Annotated in this window: 16 protein-coding genes and 1 riboswitch; of the genes, 4 read left to right on the top strand and 12 right to left on the bottom strand. The window is 70.5% G+C overall.

Annotated features, from left to right (window positions below; all coding sequences use genetic code 11):
* Window positions 1–17: 17 nt before the first annotated feature.
* On the top strand, window positions 18–1,193 hold the full coding sequence (locus tag H4Q84_RS01950) for an exonuclease SbcCD subunit D (protein WP_248581728.1): 1,176 nt from the start codon (window positions 18–20) through the stop codon (window positions 1,191–1,193).
* Complete coding sequence (locus H4Q84_RS01945) at window positions 1,193–4,189, top strand: SMC family ATPase (protein ID WP_248581727.1); 2,997 nt, start codon at window positions 1,193–1,195, stop codon at window positions 4,187–4,189. The genes H4Q84_RS01950 and H4Q84_RS01945 overlap by 1 nt, the downstream gene beginning before the upstream one ends.
* A 36-nt stretch (window positions 4,190–4,225) precedes the next feature.
* On the opposite strand, the gene H4Q84_RS01940 is transcribed toward H4Q84_RS01945, so the two are convergent.
* Entirely contained in the window at window positions 4,226–4,921 is a 696-nt protein-coding gene (locus H4Q84_RS01940) for a sulfotransferase (RefSeq protein WP_248581726.1), read from the bottom strand.
* Between the two features lie 34 nt (window positions 4,922–4,955).
* Between H4Q84_RS01940 and H4Q84_RS01935 the strand changes: the two genes are divergently transcribed.
* Window positions 4,956–6,476, top strand: a complete 1,521-nt coding sequence (locus H4Q84_RS01935) for a TldD/PmbA family protein (RefSeq protein WP_248581725.1) — start codon at window positions 4,956–4,958, stop codon at window positions 6,474–6,476.
* Window positions 6,476–7,852: a metallopeptidase TldD-related protein gene (locus H4Q84_RS01930; protein ID WP_248581724.1), complete on the top strand. Its 1,377-nt coding sequence runs from the start codon at window positions 6,476–6,478 to the stop codon at window positions 7,850–7,852. Before H4Q84_RS01935 ends, H4Q84_RS01930 begins: the two co-directional genes overlap by 1 nt.
* Here H4Q84_RS01930 and H4Q84_RS01925 read toward each other — a convergent pair.
* From H4Q84_RS01925 to H4Q84_RS01875, 11 genes are all read right to left on the bottom strand, one after another.
* The gene (locus tag H4Q84_RS01925; protein WP_248581723.1) at window positions 7,836–7,976 is read right to left on the bottom strand and encodes a hypothetical protein; all 141 of its coding nucleotides are present in this window, start codon (window positions 7,974–7,976) and stop codon (window positions 7,836–7,838) included. The genes H4Q84_RS01930 and H4Q84_RS01925 overlap by 17 nt on opposite strands.
* Window positions 7,977–8,183: 207 nt before the next feature.
* Window positions 8,184–10,991 (bottom strand): aminomethyl-transferring glycine dehydrogenase, encoded by a 2,808-nt coding sequence (gcvP, locus tag H4Q84_RS01920; protein WP_282580338.1) that lies wholly within the window; start codon window positions 10,989–10,991, stop codon window positions 8,184–8,186.
* A gap of 159 nt (window positions 10,992–11,150) precedes the next feature.
* Window positions 11,151–11,261: riboswitch (glycine riboswitch) on the bottom strand.
* 27 nt (window positions 11,262–11,288) lie between these two features.
* Window positions 11,289–11,846: a MerR family transcriptional regulator gene (locus H4Q84_RS01915; RefSeq protein WP_248583589.1), complete on the bottom strand. Its 558-nt coding sequence runs from the start codon at window positions 11,844–11,846 to the stop codon at window positions 11,289–11,291.
* A 252-nt stretch (window positions 11,847–12,098) separates the two neighbouring features.
* Window positions 12,099–12,578 (bottom strand): bifunctional nuclease family protein, encoded by a 480-nt coding sequence (locus H4Q84_RS01910; protein WP_248581722.1) that lies wholly within the window; start codon window positions 12,576–12,578, stop codon window positions 12,099–12,101.
* Window positions 12,579–12,621: 43 nt separating this feature from the next.
* Window positions 12,622–13,386, bottom strand: a complete 765-nt coding sequence (locus tag H4Q84_RS01905) for a MerR family transcriptional regulator (RefSeq protein ID WP_349238398.1) — start codon at window positions 13,384–13,386, stop codon at window positions 12,622–12,624.
* Window positions 13,387–13,389: 3 nt separating this feature from the next.
* A complete protein-coding gene (locus H4Q84_RS01900) occupies window positions 13,390–13,926 on the bottom strand; it encodes an FHA domain-containing protein (RefSeq protein ID WP_248581721.1) in 537 nt (178 codons plus the stop codon).
* A 116-nt stretch (window positions 13,927–14,042) separates the two neighbouring features.
* Window positions 14,043–14,426, bottom strand: a complete 384-nt coding sequence (gene gcvH / locus H4Q84_RS01895; RefSeq protein WP_248581720.1) for a glycine cleavage system protein GcvH — start codon at window positions 14,424–14,426, stop codon at window positions 14,043–14,045.
* A gap of 60 nt (window positions 14,427–14,486) precedes the next feature.
* Entirely contained in the window at window positions 14,487–15,251 is a 765-nt protein-coding gene (locus H4Q84_RS01890; RefSeq protein WP_248581719.1) for a DUF881 domain-containing protein, read from the bottom strand.
* The gene (locus H4Q84_RS01885; RefSeq protein ID WP_248581718.1) at window positions 15,244–15,576 is read right to left on the bottom strand and encodes a small basic family protein; all 333 of its coding nucleotides are present in this window, start codon (window positions 15,574–15,576) and stop codon (window positions 15,244–15,246) included. The genes H4Q84_RS01890 and H4Q84_RS01885 overlap by 8 nt, the downstream gene beginning before the upstream one ends.
* Window positions 15,573–16,427, bottom strand: a complete 855-nt coding sequence (locus H4Q84_RS01880; RefSeq protein WP_248581717.1) for a DUF881 domain-containing protein — start codon at window positions 16,425–16,427, stop codon at window positions 15,573–15,575. The genes H4Q84_RS01885 and H4Q84_RS01880 overlap by 4 nt, the downstream gene beginning before the upstream one ends.
* Entirely contained in the window at window positions 16,424–17,017 is a 594-nt protein-coding gene (locus H4Q84_RS01875) for a CDP-alcohol phosphatidyltransferase family protein (protein WP_349238416.1), read from the bottom strand. Before H4Q84_RS01875 ends, H4Q84_RS01880 begins: the two co-directional genes overlap by 4 nt.
* Window positions 17,018–17,052 lie beyond the last annotated feature (35 nt).

The following is a 17,052-nucleotide window of genomic DNA, read 5'->3' as shown; positions in this document are numbered from 1 at the left end:
GCGTCTAGGTTCGTCACATGCGCCTGCTCCACACCTCCGACTGGCATCTCGGCCGGTCCTTCCACCGGGAGGGCATGCTGGCGCACCAGGCTGCCTTCGTCGACCACCTGCTCCAGGTCGTCGAGCGCGAACGGGTCGACGTCGTGCTGGTCGCAGGTGACGTCTACGACCGAGCACTCCCCCATGTCGACGCCGTTCGGCTGGCCGACGACGCGTTCGCCCGCCTCGCTGCGTCGCGGGCGCGGCTGGTCGTCACGAGCGGCAACCACGACTCCGCGCTGCGGCTGGGTTTCGGCTCCCGGCTGATCGACGCCGCCGGCGTCCACATCCGCACCGACCCGGCCACCGTCGGCACGCCCGTGCTGCTCGACGACGAGCACGGCCAGGTGGCCATCCACGCGCTGCCCTACCTCGACCCCGACGCGCTGCGTGAGCCCTGGCAGCTGCCTGCTCGCTCGCACGAGGCCGCCCTGGGTGAGGCAATGCGGCGCGTGCGCGCAGACCTGGCCGGCCGCGACGCCCGATCGGTGGTGCTGGCCCATGCGTTCGTGGCCGGCGCCGAGCCGTCCGAGTCGGAGCGTGACATCAGTGTCGGTGGTGTCTCGCTGGTGCCAACCTCGACTTTCGACGGCATCGACTACGTCGCCCTCGGCCACCTCCACGGCCGGCACACGTTGACCGACCACGTCCGCTACAGCGGCTCCCCGCTGGCCTACTCCTTCTCCGAGCAGGCTCACGTCAAGGGCTCCTGGCTGGTCGACCTCGACGCAGCCGGCATCGCGGGCGCCCGGTTCGTCGAAGCCCCCGTCCCGCGGCGGCTGGCTCGCCTGCACGGCGAGATCGACGCTCTCCTGAACGATCCGTCCCTGGCCGCGCACACCGACGACTGGGTTCAGGTCACACTGACCGACCTGCCCCGTCCGTTGCGCGCCATGGAACGACTGCGGACTCGCTTCCCGCACACGCTGGTCATCGCGTTCGAGCCGCTGGGTGAGTCGGGCGACGACACCCCGCAGTCGCGCGTGCACGGCCGCTCCGACCACGACATCGCCCTCGACTTCGTGGCCGATCTGCGCGGCGCGCCCGCCAGCGCCACCGAGGCGGCGCTGCTCCTCGCCGCCCATGACGCCTGTCGCGACGACCCCGACGCCGATGCGCTGCACGCCACCCAACCTGTGGCTGAGGCCGGCTGATGCGCCTGCACACCCTCGAGGTCACCGCCTTCGGCCCGTTCGCCGACGAGGTCACCGTCGACTTCGACGCCCTCTCCGAGGCCGGGCTCTTCCTGCTCTCCGGTGCCACCGGGGCCGGCAAGACCAGCGTGCTCGACGCGGTCTGCTTCGCGTTGTACGGCGACGTACCCGGCGACCGCGGCGCGGCCAAGCGCCTGCGGTCCGACCATGCCGAGCCCGGGCTCGCGCCGCGCGTCTGTCTCGAGGCGACGTTGGCCGGGCGCCGCTTCCGCATCGCGCGGGCGCCGGCGTGGGAGCGGCCCAAGCGACGCGGCACCGGCACTACCGTCCAACAGGCCTCGGTGACGCTCATTGAGCGGGTCGACGGCGAGTGGGTGCCGCTGACGTCCCGCATGGACGAGGCCGGGCACCTGGTCACCGGGCTCCTCGGCATGACCCTCACCCAGTTCTGCCAGGTGGCGATGCTGCCGCAGGGCCGCTTCCAGGCGTTCCTGCGGGCCCGTTCCGAGGAGCGGCACGCCTTGCTGCAGCGGCTCTTCCGCACCGGTCGCTTCGAACAGATGGAGCGCTGGCTGCGCGACCACCGGCTCGCCCTTCGTCATCAGTCGCGCGAGCAGCACGACCGCATCGCCCATCTGCTCCAGCGGTTCGGCGAGGCCGCCGATGTCGCGTTCCCCGCCGAGTGGGACCTGCACGACCTCCAAGGCGTCGCTCCGGCCATCAGTCCCTGGCTCGACACCGTCGCCGGTGACGCCGATGCCTCCCAACTCGAGGCGACGGCCCGCGCCGAGCGAGCCGCTGCCACCGAGGCCGCCATCGCCGAAGCTCTGGCCGCCGGTCGGGCGCTCGCGCGGAGCCAGGCCCGGCGGCTCGCTGCGGTCCGCGATCTCGAAGCTCTCGAGGCTGAGGCAGAGACCCAGGCCGAGCGGCGCGAGCGACTCGAGGCGGCCAGCCGCGCCGCCACGCTCGCGCCACTGTTCGACCTGTCCGACCGGGCGACCGAGGAGGCGGCGGTCGCGGCGCGCGATGCCGCCGCTGTCAGCGGACATCTCGCCACCTGCCTCGACTGCGAGCCCAGCACCATCGACATCGCCGAGGCCGAGCGCCACCGTCGGCAGGCGCTCGAGACGGGGGCCCGCGGCCGGGCGTTGCTTCCGCGTCGCGACCGCTGCCACGCCGTGCGCCGCGAGGTCGAGGCCCTCGACGACCGACGCGAAACCCTCGTCGCGCGCCTGGATGCTGCGCGCTGCGACCTGGCCGGGCTGCCCGGTCGCATCAGCGACCTGCGTGCCGCGCACGCCACGGCGCAGGTGGCCTGCGAGACCCTGCCCGCCACCGAGCTCGAACTGACGACGATCGAGCGAAGGCGCTCTGCCCGGGCCGAGGTCCAGCGACTGACCTCGGTGCTCGCCGAGGTGGGTGCGGCCCATCGCCAGGCCGTCGACACACTCCACTCGCACACCGCCAGCTGGCTCGACCTGCGCGAGCAGCGCCTCACCGGCATGGCCGCCGAGATCGCCGGCCAGCTCGCCGTGGGGGCGTGCTGTCCGGTCTGCGGCTCGGCCGAGCACCCGCACAAGGCGGCAGCAGGTCCTGGTGCCACCGACGCCGTGGCCGAGCGCGCTGCACACAAGGAAGTCGAGACGGCCAAGGCCGTCGAGCACGCCCATGCCAACCGGGTCCGCGAGGTCTCCAGCCAGCTCGCTGTCTACCGTGAGGTCGCCGGCTCGACCGACGACGATCTCGCCGCCGCCGCAGCGGCCGTCGCGGCCCGGGTCGCCGCCTTGCGCGCCGACGCGGCGGCCCTCGACGCCCGAGCAGCAGCGGTCGCGGCAGCAGAGGCCGAGCGCGAGCACGCGGACGCGTCACTGCGCAAGCTCGACGCCGATCTCCTCGCCCTCGACCACACACGATCCGGCTTCCTGCAGGAGGAGGCCGATGCGCTGGCCGCTATCGACGCCGAGCTCGCGGGGACCGGTCACGACGACCTCGACGAGCTGCTGCGCCAGTCCGACCGGGTTGCCCTCCTCGCGGCGGCAGCAGCCGACGCCCAACGGGCCGACACACGCGCCCGCGAAACCCTCGACGGTCATCGGAGCATGCTCCGCGACGCGCTCGCCGCACACGGGCTGGCCGATCCCGGCGAGGCTCGCGCCTGCCTGCTCGACGACGAAGAGCTCGCTGACCTCACCGGCCACATCGAGCGCCACGTCGAGGCGCTGGCCACCGCGCGAGGAGTGGTGGGTGATGCCGAGTCTCTGGCCGCGGCCGAGCAGCCGGCCCCCGACGTCGACCGGCTGGCCGAGGCCTGGCATCTCGCCTCGGCCGACGCCGGCCGCGCCAAGAGCCGCCACGATCGTGACCGCCGCCGGGTCGAACGTCTCGCCAGCCTCGGTGCCGACCTCGCGACCGCCCTCACGGGCTGGTCCCCGATGCGCGACCAGCTCGAGGTCGCTACCACTCTGTCCTCGTTCGTCGACGGCAAGTCAGCCGACAACCGGCTGCAGATGAGGCTGTCCGCCTACGTCTTGTCCTACCGGCTCTCCCAGGTCGTCGCGGCGGCCAACGACCGGCTGCGCCGGATGAGCGACCAGCGTTACTCCCTCGAGCACACCGGCCAGCGCGGAGCCGGCGAGACCCGAGGTGGCCTGAGCCTGCTCGTTCGCGACGACTGGTCCGGCGACACCCGAGACCCGGCGACCCTCTCGGGCGGCGAGACGTTCGTCGTCTCCCTCGCCCTGGCCCTCGGCCTGGCCGACGTCATCGCCCATGAGGCCGGCGGCGCCGATCTCGACACCTTGTTCGTCGACGAGGGCTTCGGCTCGCTCGACGCCGACACCCTCGACGACGTCATGGACACCCTCGACGCCCTACGAGATGGTGGCCGGGTCGTCGGCGTCGTCAGCCATGTCGCCGAGATGCGCGACCGCATCCCCACCCAGCTGCGCGTCATCAAGGCGCGCTCCGGCTCACGGGTCGAGGCGGGCCGGGGCTGACAAAGGGGCTGACAATGCGGCTGACCCGGGCCCGACCTACGTCGCCGTCGGCCAGCCACCCAGGTCGAGCCCCCAGTCGCGCTCGAGCCGGGCCACCTGCGGGCGATAGAGCACACCCAACGACTCGACCAGGCCCTCGGGCGGGGTCCACGACGCCTGGCTGCTCGAGCGGGACGGCCGGTCGATGTCCGTCAACGACACGGCCGAGAGGCCCAGCCGCGACCAGAGCGCGTCGACCGCGGCCTGCGGCTCGCGGCGTACCTGCTCGTAGACCATCACGACCATCCGCTCGCGCCCCACCGCGTTGGCCCACATCGCCAGCTGGTCGGCATAGAAGCCACTGAAGGTCTGCACCGTGATCGGCACCGGGTAAGGCCACGGCGAAGTGGCGCGCGTGGCGGCCAGCCGCATCGCGGACAGGAAGCGCTCGACGGGGTCGCGCAGCATCACGAGCACCGGCGCATCGGCGGGCAGCACCCGGGAGGCCGTGAAGGGCGCAGAGGAGTGCCGCAGGTACTGCGGGGTCCACTCGCCCCGACGGATCTCGTCGTCAGGGAAGAGATCGAGGTACGCCGACAGCGGCTCGACACCGTCACCGACCTTGTGCAGCAGGTGCTGTTCCTTCTTGCCGTTCGCTCCCAGCCCGACCGACGGATGCTGGCAGATCAGGTCGGTGAACCACGTCGTACCCGAACGCTGGGCGCCGATGCCGAGCCAGGCCGGAGAGGTCATGGGCGCGACCCTATCTGTCGGATAGGTTCGGCCCATGAGCCATCAGGGCATCGATCCCACCTTCGCCGCGCTCCCCTACCGCGCCCTGTCCGAGGTCGCGCTCGGACACGCGCGCGACCTCGGTGTGACGCACGCAGACTTCCGCTTCGAGCGGGTCCGCTACCAGTACCTCGGCGTGCGCGACGGCAACCTCCAGGGAGCGACCGACGCCGAGGACCTCGGCTTCGCCGTCCGGGTGATCCACCGTGGCGCGTGGGGTTTCGCGAGCGGGGTGATCCTCACCGCCGACGAGGCGCGTCGGGTCGCGGAGGCCGCGGTGGCGGTGGCCGAGGTCGCCTCGGCGATGACCACGGCACCGGTCGAGCTCGCCCCCGAGCCGGTCTACGACGACGTGACCTGGGTGTCGGCGTACGACGTCGACCCGCTCGAGGTGCCGACTGCCGAGAAGGCCGGCGTGCTGATCGACTGGACCAACACGCTGACCGCGCACGGCGCCGTGGAGCACGCGTCGGCGTCGCTCTTCCAGGTGCACGAGAACAAGTTCTACGCCGACCTCGCCGGCAGCCGGACCACCCAGCAGCGGGTCCGGCTGCAACCGACGTTCGAGGCCATGGGCAGCGATGAGGCGACCGGCGTCTTCGACTCCATGTCGAGTGTCGCACCGCCGGTCGGCCGTGGTTGGGAGTACCTCAGCGACGGTGGCTGGGACTGGGCTGCCGAGCTGGCCGAGGTGCCCGAGCTGCTCGCCCAGAAGCTGGCCGCACCCAGCGTCGAGGCCGGCAGCTACGACCTGGTCATCCACCCCTCCAACCTGTGGCTGACGATCCACGAGTCGATCGGGCACGCCACCGAGCTCGACCGCGCGCTCGGCTACGAGGCCAACTACGCCGGCACGTCGTTCGCGACCTACGACAAGCTCGGCTCGCTGGTCTACGGCTCGCCGGTCATGAACGTCACCGGTGACCGCACCGTCGAGCACGGCCTGTCGACGATCGGCTACGACGACGAGGGCGTCGAGACCCAGGCGTGGGACATCGTCAAGGACGGCATCCTGGTGGGCTACCAGCTCGACCGCTCGATGGGGCAGATGAAGCCCGAGCTCAACGGCGGCCGATCCAACGGCTGCGCCTACGCCGACTCGTCGGGCCACATCCCGATCCAGCGGATGGCCAACGTCTCACTCCAGGCGGCGCCCGACGGACCCACGACCGAGGAGCTGATCGGCGAGGTCGACCGTGGTCTCTACGTCGTGGGCGACAAGTCGTGGTCGATCGACATGCAGCGTTTCAACTTCCAGTTCACGGGTCAGCGCTTCTACCGGATCGAGGACGGCCGGCTCGCCGGCCAGGTCCGCGACGCGGCGTACCAGGCAACCACGACCGAGTTCTGGGGCTCGATGGAAGCCGTCGGCGGCCCGCAGACGTGGGAGCTCCACGGCGCCTTCAACTGCGGCAAGGCCCAACCCGGGCAGACCGCGGCGGTCAGCCACGGCTGTCCGACCGCGCTGTTCCGCGGCGTACGCATCCTCAACACCAGCGACGAGGCAGGCAACTGATGACCAGCACCCCGCAAGAGCTCGTCGAGCACGCGCTGGCGACCTCGCGTGCCGACCACTGCATCGCGATCGTCCGCAACGAGACCAGCGCCAACCTGCGCTGGGCCAACAACACCCTGACCACCAACGGCGTCATGCATGCCGTGTCGGTCACGGTGATCTCGTTCGTCGGTGCCGGATCGGGCTCGATGAGCGGCTCGGCCAGCAGTCCCGAGCAGGTCACCGCGCTGGTCGAGTCGGCCGATGCCGCGGCGCGCGCAGCCTCGCCGGCCGAGGACGCCGCCGACCTCGTCACGGGCGATGCCGCCGCCGACTGGGACGACGCACCCGTCACCACCGACATCCACGTGTACGACGCGTTCGCGCCAGCCCTCGGCGAGGCGTTCGGGCGCGCCGGCGACGGCCACCGGGTGCTCTACGGCTTCGTCAACCACGAGCTCACCACCACCTACCTCGGCTCGAGCACCGGCCTGCGGCTGCGCCACGTCCAGCCGACCGGCCACTACGCGTGCACCGGCAAGACGGCCGATCTCGGGCAGAGCGCCTGGGTCGGCGGCGCCACCCGCGACTTCGCCAACGTGGACGCGCTCGCCATGGAGGCCGAGGTCGCCACCCGCCTGGGCTGGGGTGCCCACCAGGTCGACCTGCCTGCCGGTCGCTACGACACGATCCTGCCTCCCACCGCGGTCGCCGACATGATGGTCGACGCCTACTGGAGCGCCGGCGCCCGGGTCGCCCACGAGGGTCAGTCGGTGTTCAGCCGCCGCGGCGGTGGCACCCGCATCGGCGAGCTGCTGGTGCGCCCCGAGGTCACGTTGTTCTCCGACCCGGCCTACCCCGGTCTCGAGTGCGCACCCTTCAACGTCGCCGGCTCCTCCGACAACACCGAGTCCGTCTTCGACAACGGCCTGCCACTCGCACGCACTGAGTGGGTCTCCGGCGGCAACCTCGGCGCCCTCCTCCAGACCCGTCACAGCGCGGCGATGACCGGGCAGCCGGTCACGCCGATGGTCGACAACCTCGTGCTCGAGGTCGACGGAGCGACGGGCAGCATCGACGACCTGGTCGCCGGCACCCAGAAGGGGCTCCTGCTCACCTGCCTCTGGTACATCCGCGAGGTGGATCCACAGACCCTCCTGCTGACCGGCCTGACGCGCGACGGCGTCTACCTCGTCGAGAACGGCGAGATCACCGGCGCGGTCAACAACTTTCGCTTCAACGAGAGCCCGGTCGACCTGCTCACCAGGTTCAGCCACGCATCGGCGACCGTCCCGAGCTTCAGCCGTGAATGGGGCGACGACTACTTCAGCCGTACGGCGACGCCGGCGCTGCGTGTGCCCGACTTCAACATGAGCTCGGTCAGCCAGGCGCGCTGATCTCCGCGGGATCAGGTGCGGGGTCGGGCTCGATCGCCTCGGTCACGGTCTGGAACTTCTGCCGCGGCACGAGCACGTCGAGCGCTTCGTCGTCGCTCGCCTTCAACGAGTAGAACCGGATCACGGCGCCCCCACCATCTCCATGGTCACCGTGACCCGAGCACCGGATCTCTCCGAACATTGTGCTCCGGACTGCATGCCACTCACCCTCTCCCCGGTCCGTGGCGGGACCCTCGGGCTCCCCCGAGCCCTTCGGGCAGGCTAGAACCGGGGATGTGCAGTGACAATCCCTCGTTCCAGAGGTCTAGACAACCTGACCCGGAAGCGCCGGTCACTCCGCGAAGGCCTCCGGCGGCGGGCACGCGCAGACCAGGTTGCGGTCACCGTACGCCTGGTCGATGCGCCCGACCGGCGGCCAGTACTTGTCGGGGTCGATGCCGCTGGGGAACACGGCGAGCTCGCGGGAGTACGGGCGCTCCCACTCGCCGACCAAGGCCCGCGAGGTGTGGGGTGCATGCCGCAACGGTGAGTCGTCGGCGCTCCACTCGCCCGCACCCACGCGGTCGATCTCGCCCTTGATGGCGATCATCGCGTCGCAGAAGCGGTCGATCTCGCCGAGGTCCTCGGACTCCGTGGGCTCGACCATCAGCGTCCCGGCCACCGGGAACGACATCGTCGGTGCATGGAAGCCGTAGTCGACCAGCCGCTTGGCGACGTCGTCGACACTCACGCCGGTGTCCTTGGTGAGGCCACGCACGTCGAGGATGCACTCGTGGGCGACCAGTCCGCCGTGGCCGCGGTACAGCACCGGGAAGTGCTCGCCGAGGCGGGCTGCGACGTAGTTGGCCGACAGCACAGCCGAGGCGGTGGCGCGGGTCAGACCGGCGGCACCCATCAGGCGAATGTAGGCCCAGGTGATGGGCAGGATGCCTGCCGAGCCGTACGGCGCGGCGCTGATCGGACCGATGCCCTCACGCTTGGCGGCTTCGGGGTGCTGCGCGTGCGACGGGAGGTACGGCGCGAGGTGCGCGCGCACGGCCACCGGACCGACGCCCGGACCACCGCCGCCGTGCGGGATGCAGAACGTCTTGTGCAGGTTGAGGTGAGAGACGTCGCCGCCGAACTCACCCGGCCGGGCGAAGCCGAGCAGCGCGTTGAGGTTGGCGCCGTCGACGTAGACCTGCCCGCCGTGGCCGTGCACGATCTCGCACAGCTCACCGATGGTGTCCTCGTAGGCACCGTGCGTCGACGGGTAGGTCACCATGATCGCGGCCAGGTCGCCTGCGTGCTCGTCGCACTGCGAGCGCAGGTCGTCGAGATCGATGGATCCGTCGTCGGTCGCCTTGACGACGACCACCTTCATGCCGGCCATCACCGCGGACGCGGCGTTGGTGCCGTGCGCCGACGACGGGATCAGGCAGACGTTGCGGGCCTCCTGGCCATTGGCGCGGTGGTAGCCACGGATCGCGAGCAGCCCCGCGAACTCACCCTGCGAGCCGGCGTTGGGCTGGATCGACACCTGGTCGTAGCCGGTTACCTCAGCCAGCCAGCCCTCCAGGTCGGCGACGAGCCGGAGGTAGCCCTCGGCGTCCTCGGCCGGAGCGAACGGGTGGAGGTCGGCGAAGCCCGGCAGGCTCACCGGCTCCATCTCGGTGGTGGCGTTGAGCTTCATCGTGCAGGAGCCGAGCGGGATCATGCCGCGGTCGAGCGCGTAGTCGCGTGCCGACAGCCGGCGCAGGTAGCGCAGCATCTGCGTCTCGCTGTGGTGGGCCGAGAAGACCTCGTGCGTGAGGTACGGCGTCGCCCGGCGCAGCTGCGACGGCAACGCGTCGTCGCCCTCGGCGTCGAGTGCGTCGAAGTCGGCAGTCACCCCGAACGCCTCGAACACGCTGGTCACCGTGGACCGCGTGGTGGTCTCGGACGTGGAGAGACCGACATGGTCGGCGTCCACGAAGCGAAGGTGCAGCCCGAGCGCGCGCCCGGCCGCCATCACGTCGGCAGCCCGCCCGGGCACGGCCACGGTCAGCGTGTCGAAGAAGCTCTCGTTGACGACATCGAGACCGGCCGCACGCAGGCCACTGTCGATCAGGGCCGCGTAGCGGTGGGTGCGGGTCGCGATCGCGGCCAGGCCCACGGGGCCGTGGTAGACGGCGTACATCGAGGCGACGACGGCCAGCAGCACCTGCGCGGTGCAGATGTTGGAGGTCGCCTTGTCGCGACGGATGTGCTGCTCGCGGGTCTGGAGGGCGAGCCGGTAGGCGCGTCGACCCTCGGCGTCGACCGAGACTCCGACGAGCCGGCCGGGCAGGTGTCGCTCGAGGCCCGCCGAGACAGCCATGTAGCCGGCGTGCGGACCGCCGTAGAACAACGGCACTCCGAAGCGCTGCGAGGAGCCGACGACGACATCGGCGCCCAGCTCTCCGGGCGACTCCAGCACGGTGAGCGCCAGGAGGTCGGCAGCCACGACGACCAGGGCGTTGCGGGCGTGGGTCTCCTCGATCACCGCGCGGGGGTCGAGGATCCGGCCGGACGCACCGGGGTACTGCACGAGCACTCCGCACAGCTCGCCCTCGGGCAGGCCTTCGCTGAGGTCGGCCACGACCACGTCGATGCCCATCGCCTCGGCGCGCGTGCGCACGACGTCGATGGTCTGAGGCAGGGCGTCGGAGTCGATCACGAACGGCCCGCTGGCCTTGCGGTTGGCGCGTCGGACGAGCGTCATCGCCTCGGCCGCCGCGGTGGACTCGTCGAGCAAGGACGCGTTCGCCGTCGGCAGACCGGCCAGGTCACCGATGACGGTCTGGAAGTTGAGCAGCGCCTCGAGGCGGCCCTGGGAGATCTCCGGCTGGTACGGCGTGTACGCGGTGTACCAGGACGGGTCCTCGAGCACGTTGCGCCGAATCACCGGCGGGGTGATCGTGCCGTGGTAGCCGAGCCCGATCATCGCCTCGGCGGGCCGGTTGCTCGCGGCCAGCGCACGCAGCTCGCGCGCGGCGGTTTCCTCGGTGAGGGGCGCCGGCAGGTCGAGTGAGGCGCTCTGCCGGATCCCACCGGGTACGGCGGCCGCCATCAGGTCGTCGAGCGAGTCGAACCCGACCACCTTGAGCATGGTCGTGACCGCATCGTCGTCGAGGCCGATGTGCCGGTCGACGAACGGTAGTGCCGCGTCGAGCTCAGCGAGAGTGAGGCGTTCGGGCGGGGTCTCAGAACTGGTCAAGGGGGGTCTCCAGAGTCGGGTGACTGGTCCCCTCCCCCTCTGTCACGCCGGCCCGTCGGGCGGCCGGTGCTTCACAGTTGCCTGCTCCGCGCGGTCCGGGTGCCTGAGAGGTTCCGGGGAGGAATTGCCCCTTCGGCGCACGCCCCCGCCCCCGGTGAGAGGGCGGTGCTGTGACTCTCCCGCGCGGGATGGTCAGCAGGGACGAATCTACCAGCGAGGTCAGCCGGCGCTGCGGGCGGCGCGGCGAGCGGCCAGTTCGTCGCTGGCCGAGATGGCCGAGATGGCCTCGGGGTCGGCGATCTCGGCGGTGCGCTCGCTGGGCAGATCCGCGAGCGTGCCCTCGATCTCGCGCCAGACACCACCGATGGCGATGCCGAAGACACCCTGGCCACCCTGGAGCAGGTCGATGACCTCGTCATTGCTGGTGCACTCGTAGACCGAGGCGCCGTCGCTCATCAGGGTGACGCGGGTCAGGTCGTCGGTGCCACGCTCACGCAGGTGCGCGACGGCGACGCGGATCTGCTGCAGCGAGATGCCCGCGTCGAGCAGCCGCTTGACGACCTTGAGGATCAAGATGTCGCGGAAGGAGTAGAGGCGCTGAGAGCCGGAGCCCTTGGCTCCGCGCACGGTGGGCTCGACCAGGCCGGTGCGGGCCCAGTAGTCGAGCTGGCGGTAGGTGATGCCGGCCGCGCTGCAGGCCGTCGGGCCGCGGTAGCCGGTGTCGCTGGGCAGCGTCGAGACATCGTCGGTGAACAGCAGGCCCTGCTCGTCGGCCAGGCCGACCGCCTCGGCGGCCTTGGCAGCAGCCGCCTTGTCCTGTTCGTTCTCGTTGACGCCCACGGCGATCCTCCAACGGTCTACTTCGCTGTGCGTAACTTCAGAGGAACGTCGGTTGCGGGGAAGGTGCAACAACAACGGTGGAGTTACATCGAAGACAGTTCAAGGTAAGCCTCTACCGGAGGGTGGTCAACGCACGCGACGGCGTGTCGCAACCCTCAACCTCAGGTGGAGGGTGAGCGTTGCCCACACTCACTGCGTCTCGAAGTCCTCGGGCGTGACCTGGTCGAGGAACTCCCGGAACCGCTCGACCTCGTCCTCCTGCTCCGCGGGAACGGCCAGACCGGCCTCGTCGAGGACCTCCTCGGCACACACGATCCGGGCGCCGGTGCGCAACGCCAGCGCGATGGAGTCGGAGGGCCGGGCACTGACCTCGGTGCCCTCCTGCGTGCTGCCGCCGAGCACCAGAGCGGCGTAGAAGACGCCGTCCTTGACCTCGGTGATACGGACCTCGGTGAGCTCGGTGCCGGTGGCCTCGAGCAGGTCCTTCATCAGGTCGTGCGTCAGCGGCCGGGGCGGCGTCACACCCTGCTGGGCGAAGGCGATCGCAGTCGCCTCGACCGCGCCGATCCAGATCGGGAGGTATCGCTCCCCCGTCACCTCGCGCAACAGCACGATCGGCTGGTTGGAGGGCATCTCGACCCGTACTCCGATGACATCGAGTTCGCGCACGTCCAGAACCCTACTCCGGCCCGGTTGGCGCGAGGTGGGCAGATCAGATGCGCTCGAGGCCCTGTTTGACCAACGTCGCGTGCAACCGCACGGACAGGGCCGCGATCTCGCTGGTGACGTCGTCGGCGCGGCCCTTGGCCGCGGCGTCGCGGCCGCGCTTGAGCGGTGCCACGACCTGCTCGACGAGGCCGACCTCGCGGTCTGCGGCGGTCTTGAAGGCGCGCAGGTGGCGGGGCTCGAAGCCGAACTCCGCGAGCTCGCGCGCGGTCTCCGCGATCACCAGGGCGTCGGTGTCGTAGTGGCCGGTGCCCGTACGTGCGGAGACCAGGCCGAACTGCTCGAGCTGGGTGAGCAGCTCGTCGCTGACCTCGGCGATCTTCAGCAGTTCACGCCGCGAGAGTCGTACGTCGGAGCGCCGGGCGAACGACTCGGGCGAGGGCAGCCCATCGCTGGTGAGCGACACCTTCGGGACCGTGGGCACCACGGAGTCGATGGGCGGGGGCTCGAGCCCCCGGTCGATGGCGTCGAGGTGCTGACCGATCACCTTGAGCGGCAGGTAGTGGTCACGCTGCATGCGCAGGATGTAGCGCAGCCGGTCGATGTCGTCACCGGCGAACTTGCGGTAGCCCGACGGGGTGCGCTCGGGCTTGATCAGCCCCTTGTCCTCGAGGAACCGGATCTTGGGGATGGTGATGCCCGGGTAGTCGGGCCGGAGCTGGTCGAGCACCTGCCCGATCGTCATCCGGGCGCGACCGGCGGTCGAGCCAGCGGCTCCGGGCGACGAGCCGGCCGACGGAGAGGGAGCCACGGGTCAGCCGCTGACGTGCCCGGAGAAGAAGACGAGGCGGTACTTGCCGATCTGCACCTCGTCGCCGTCGGTGAGGTCGACGGAGTCGATCCGGTCGCGGTTGACGTAGGTCCCGTTGAGACTGCCGACGTCGGAGACGCTGAACGACGAGCCCGTACGACGGAAGTCGGCGTGCCGACGCGACACCGTCACGTCGTCGAGGAAGATCTCGGACTCGGGGTGGCGACCAGCGGTCACCAGGTCGGTGTCGAGGAGGAAGCGGTTGCCCGCACCGGGGCCGCGCTGCACGACGAGCAAGGCATGTCCGGTGGGCAGCGCGTCGACCGCGGCGGCGTCGACGGCGCTGAGCTGCCGGTCGGTGGCCTCTGCGGGCCGCTCCCCTGGACGCTCCGGCGGGTTGCCGAACGTGATGGTGGCGGTCTGCTCCCCCGGTGCCTCGGCGGGTGCCGCGTCGGCAGCGGCGGCGATGGGCGTGCCGCACTGCGCGCAGAAGCGCGCGTCGTCGGGGTTCTGCTTGCCGCAGGCCGTACAGAACGGCATGTCTTCCTCCGCTTCAGGATCGTGATGTCACCGCAAACCCTCAATCAAGGGCTGAGGGTGAAGGTTGTCTCGAACCTATCAGCCGCGACAACCCCGTCGGTACGGGAAGGGACGCGTCAGGAGAGGAGCTGCTGGTAGCTCGCGGCGTCGAGAAGACCGTCGACCGCGGCGGCGTCGTCGGGGACCACCTCGAATAGCCAGCCTCCGGCGTACGGATCGTTGTTGACGAGCTCGGGAGTCGCGTCGAGCGCCTCGTTGCGGCCCACGACCTGGCCGCTCACCGGTGCGTAGATGTCGCTGACCGACTTGGTCGACTCGAGCTCACCGCAGGTGTCGCCGGCGGTGACGACCTCGCCGACCTCGGGCAGGGAGACGTAGACGATGTCGCCCAGCGCGTCCTGCGCGAAGTGGGTGATGCCGACACGCACGGCACCCTCGTGGTCGCCGGGGCTGCGCACCCACTCGTGCTCGGCGGTGTACTTCAGGTCCTCGGGGTACATGCCTGCTCCTGAGAATGAGGTCATCTGGACACGTGCAAACGAGTGCTGCTGCCGGTGAGGCTACTGCCCGTCACCGGGCTGTGCGAACTCCGGTCGGTCGGTCGTGCGGATGCTCTCGATGTCGACTGAGGTGAGCTCCTCGACATCGACCCTGGAGCCGTCCTGTGTCTCCAGCGAGGAGATCGGACCGCTCGGAAACGTGAGTCCGCTGTGCAGGGTGTGCGGCTCCCCGATCACCTCGAGGACGTACGGCGCCTCGAGCGTTTGGCCGTCGACCTCGAGGTTGCCGTCGATGTCGTTGAACGAGCTCTCGGCGGCGAGCCGGACCTCGTCGTTGAACTCCATCGCCTCTGCCCCCGCGGTGCGCAGCTCCTGCACCGTGTCGAGCAGCGAGTCGATGCTGACCCGGCCGGTCTCCTCGGTGATGGTGATGCGCAGACCGGGCCCGGTGACGGGCACCAGTCCGGCCAGGATGTTGAGGGTCTCGACCCGTGCCTCGGCCTGCTCGATGGCGGCACTGCGGGCACTGGTGTCGGACTGCAGCTGGTTGCGGGTGTCCTCGAGGCGCGAGATCTCGCGGCGGGCCCGGTCCGACGTGCCGGTCAGGCCACCGAGGATCTCGATGAGGTCCTGCTCGCGGCGACCGCTGTAGGTGTCGTCGAGCTGGTTGGTGCGCACCTGCACGATCGCGGCGAACCCGAGGGCCGCCAGGAGCACACCCACGACGGCCTGCGACCGCGACGGCTTCATGAGGGCGCGAACGAGCCGGTCGCGCCCGGTGTCGGGGCGCTCCTGCTCGGGGACGTCGGGAGTCTCGTCACGCATGGAACAGGTGCCTTCGGATAGCGGCGACGTTGGAGAAGATCCGGATTCCGAGCACGACGATGACACCGGTCGAGAGCTGGGCGCCGACACCGAGCTGGTCACCGAGGTAGACGATCGCGGCGGCGATCACGACGTTGCTCAGGAACGACACGACGAACACCTTGTCGTCGAAGATCCCGTCGAGGAGCGCACGCAGACCGCCGAACACGGCGTCGAGCGCGGCCACCACCGCGATCGGCAGGTAGGGCACGAGACCGAGCGGCACGTCGGGCTGGAGAAGGAGCCCGGCGACGATGCCGAAGAGCAGTCCGAGCGCGGCGATCACGGGAGTGCCTCCTTCTGCGTGCCCGCGAGGTCCGCGGCCGATCCGGTCTGGGCCTGCCGCAGCGGCAGCAGCCGTGCTGCCGGCAGGGTCAGTTTGTCATCATTGTCCATCGAGAAACGGAAGGCCAAGCTCCGGGCCAGCGCGTACCACGCGGCGCCATGAGCGGTGTTCAGCAGTCTCGCCGGCAGGGTGTCCTGGTTGCCGATCACCTCCACGACGTACGGCGGAGCGAGGGGCCGCGTGTTGACGTGGATGGCTCGACCGGAGTTCTGGATCGAGGTGAGCACCGTGAGCCGCTGCCCGTTGATGGCGATCGCCTCGGCGCCGGCGGCCCACAGCCCGTCGACCAGGATGGCGAGGTCGTCGTCACGCACCACCTGGGTCTCGTCGCCGTTCTCGGCATCGTTGACGGTGACCACCACACCCTTGCCGGTGACCGGTCCGAAACCCGTGCGGGTCTCGAGGCGGCGTACGCGGGAGGCCAGGTCTGCCTGGCGTGTGCGCATGCTCCGCAGTGACTTGTCGGACGTCGCGTTGTCGGCCACGAGCTCACCGACCCGGTCCTGGATGGTGGTGAGCTGGGTCTTCTCGTCCTGGATCCGCGAGATCAGCGCCGAGCGCCCCACCGCGTCGGTGTCGGCGTTGCGGGCGGTCTGCACTCCGGCGATCGCGACGAGCGTGCCGAAGACGGCGACGACGATCGCGCTGAAGGCCCGTGTGGTCGTTGACTCGGGCGGCTCGGCACCGGCGGCTCGGGCCCGGGCCACGTGCTGGTAGTCCTCGTCCATCGACTGCTGGGTGATCTTGGCCAGCAGCGGAAGAGTGACGTGCTCGGGCAGCTGCTGGCTCATCGGGGCTCGGCCAGCAGCTTGCGGACCTGCCAGGCGTAGAGCACTCCCGCCCACCAGTAGAGACCGATCCCCCAGAAGGCGAAGGCCCAGCCGAAGACCTGGGCCAGCGTCGCGACGGTGCCCTCGCCGTCACCGAGGAGCAGCAGCGGGAACGCGTACAGCAGGTTGAACGTGGCGGCCTTGCCCAGGAAGTGCACCGGTAGCGAGCTGTAGCCACGCGTGCGCAGGAACGGCACCAGCCCCCACAGCAGCGCATCGCGCAGCGGCAGGATGATCGCCACCCACCACGGGATGATGTCGCGCAGCGCAAGGCCGATGACGACCGCGAGGATGTAGAGCCGGTCGGCGACCGGGTCGAGGATCTCGCCCACGCTGGAGAACTGGTTCAGTTTGCGGGCGAGGTAGCCGTCGAGATAGTCGGTGACGCCGGAGACCATCAGCAGCGCCAGCGCCCAGCCGTCGGCCTCTGGGCCCAGCACCAACCATAGGAACAGCGGCACCCCGGCGAGCCGGAGCATGCTCAGCATGTTGGGCACGGTCCAGACCCGATGGCTGCGCTCGACCGGTTCATGAGCCGGTTCGGGAGTCACGTCGGGGGCCGCCTCAGGCGGCTGCTCGGGCGACG

It is taken from the genome of Nocardioides sp. InS609-2 (genome assembly GCF_023208195.1).
Lineage (GTDB): Bacteria > Actinomycetota > Actinomycetes > Propionibacteriales > Nocardioidaceae > Nocardioides.
Note: the sequence above shows the minus strand (reverse complement) of the source record. Positions and strands in the feature narration are given on the sequence as shown.

Excerpts from the sequence above, each read along its gene's own strand:
- H4Q84_RS01950 (WP_248581728.1), top strand. The coding sequence starts at position 18 with ATGCGCCTGCTCCACACCTCCGACTGGCATCTCGGCCGGTCCTTCCAC.
- H4Q84_RS01945 (WP_248581727.1), top strand. The coding sequence starts at position 1,193 with ATGCGCCTGCACACCCTCGAGGTCACCGCCTTCGGCCCGTTCGCCGAC.
- H4Q84_RS01940 (WP_248581726.1), bottom strand. The coding sequence starts at position 4,921 with ATGACCTCTCCGGCCTGGCTCGGCATCGGCGCCCAGCGTTCGGGTACG.
- H4Q84_RS01935 (WP_248581725.1), top strand. The coding sequence starts at position 4,956 with ATGAGCCATCAGGGCATCGATCCCACCTTCGCCGCGCTCCCCTACCGC.
- H4Q84_RS01930 (WP_248581724.1), top strand. The coding sequence starts at position 6,476 with ATGACCAGCACCCCGCAAGAGCTCGTCGAGCACGCGCTGGCGACCTCG.
- H4Q84_RS01900 (WP_248581721.1), bottom strand. The coding sequence starts at position 13,926 with ATGCCGTTCTGTACGGCCTGCGGCAAGCAGAACCCCGACGACGCGCGC.
- gcvH (WP_248581720.1), bottom strand. The coding sequence starts at position 14,426 with ATGTACCCCGAGGACCTGAAGTACACCGCCGAGCACGAGTGGGTGCGC.
- H4Q84_RS01890 (WP_248581719.1), bottom strand. The coding sequence starts at position 15,251 with ATGCGTGACGAGACTCCCGACGTCCCCGAGCAGGAGCGCCCCGACACC.
- H4Q84_RS01880 (WP_248581717.1), bottom strand. The coding sequence starts at position 16,427 with ATGAGCCAGCAGCTGCCCGAGCACGTCACTCTTCCGCTGCTGGCCAAG.